The sequence below is a fragment of the Mesorhizobium sp. LNHC229A00 genome (genome assembly GCF_000502415.1).
Taxonomy (GTDB): Bacteria; Pseudomonadota; Alphaproteobacteria; order Rhizobiales; family Rhizobiaceae; genus Mesorhizobium.
On record NZ_AYWQ01000178.1, the window covers coordinates 1 to 450 of the forward strand.

1 protein-coding gene is annotated in these 450 nt (G+C 61.3%); it reads left to right on the forward strand.

The window, feature by feature from the left end; genetic code table 11:
- Window positions 1-329 precede the first annotated feature (329 nt).
- Window positions 330-450: hypothetical protein (locus tag X742_RS1000000173680; protein WP_156939517.1), on the forward strand; the 121-nt coding region annotated here is incomplete at its 3' end.

The window sequence follows — 450 nt, forward strand, 5'->3', positions numbered from 1 at the left end:
CCGTCGACCTCATATGCCTTCTTCTGTGCCATGGAGGGTGGTTAGCATGATGCTGGGAGAGAGTGAACGTCTTCCTGCTCGGATCGCCAACGTCGGCGAACCGCAAAGTCCAGCACCAATCACCTTCTCTTGCGGCAACCAGCGCGGAACCATACGCCAAATTGCGCGCGGCCGCCCAACATCGACAAGAAATTTCGCGGACATATCTTCATCTTGAACGCGGGAAGCCGGATCGGCCGGCGCGGCTGGAACCGCCTCCCCGACGCATTCGCACTGGCGGCGCGGATATGCAAATATCCCACCCAGGCAACATTGGAGGACTCGAGGTCATGGCCGATGCTGGGATGTTGCGGTTTCACGTTCCGGAGCCGGAAGTGCGACCGGGCGGGACGCCTGATTTCTCCAATGTGACCATCGCCGAGGCCGGCTCCGTGCCACGCCCCGACATCG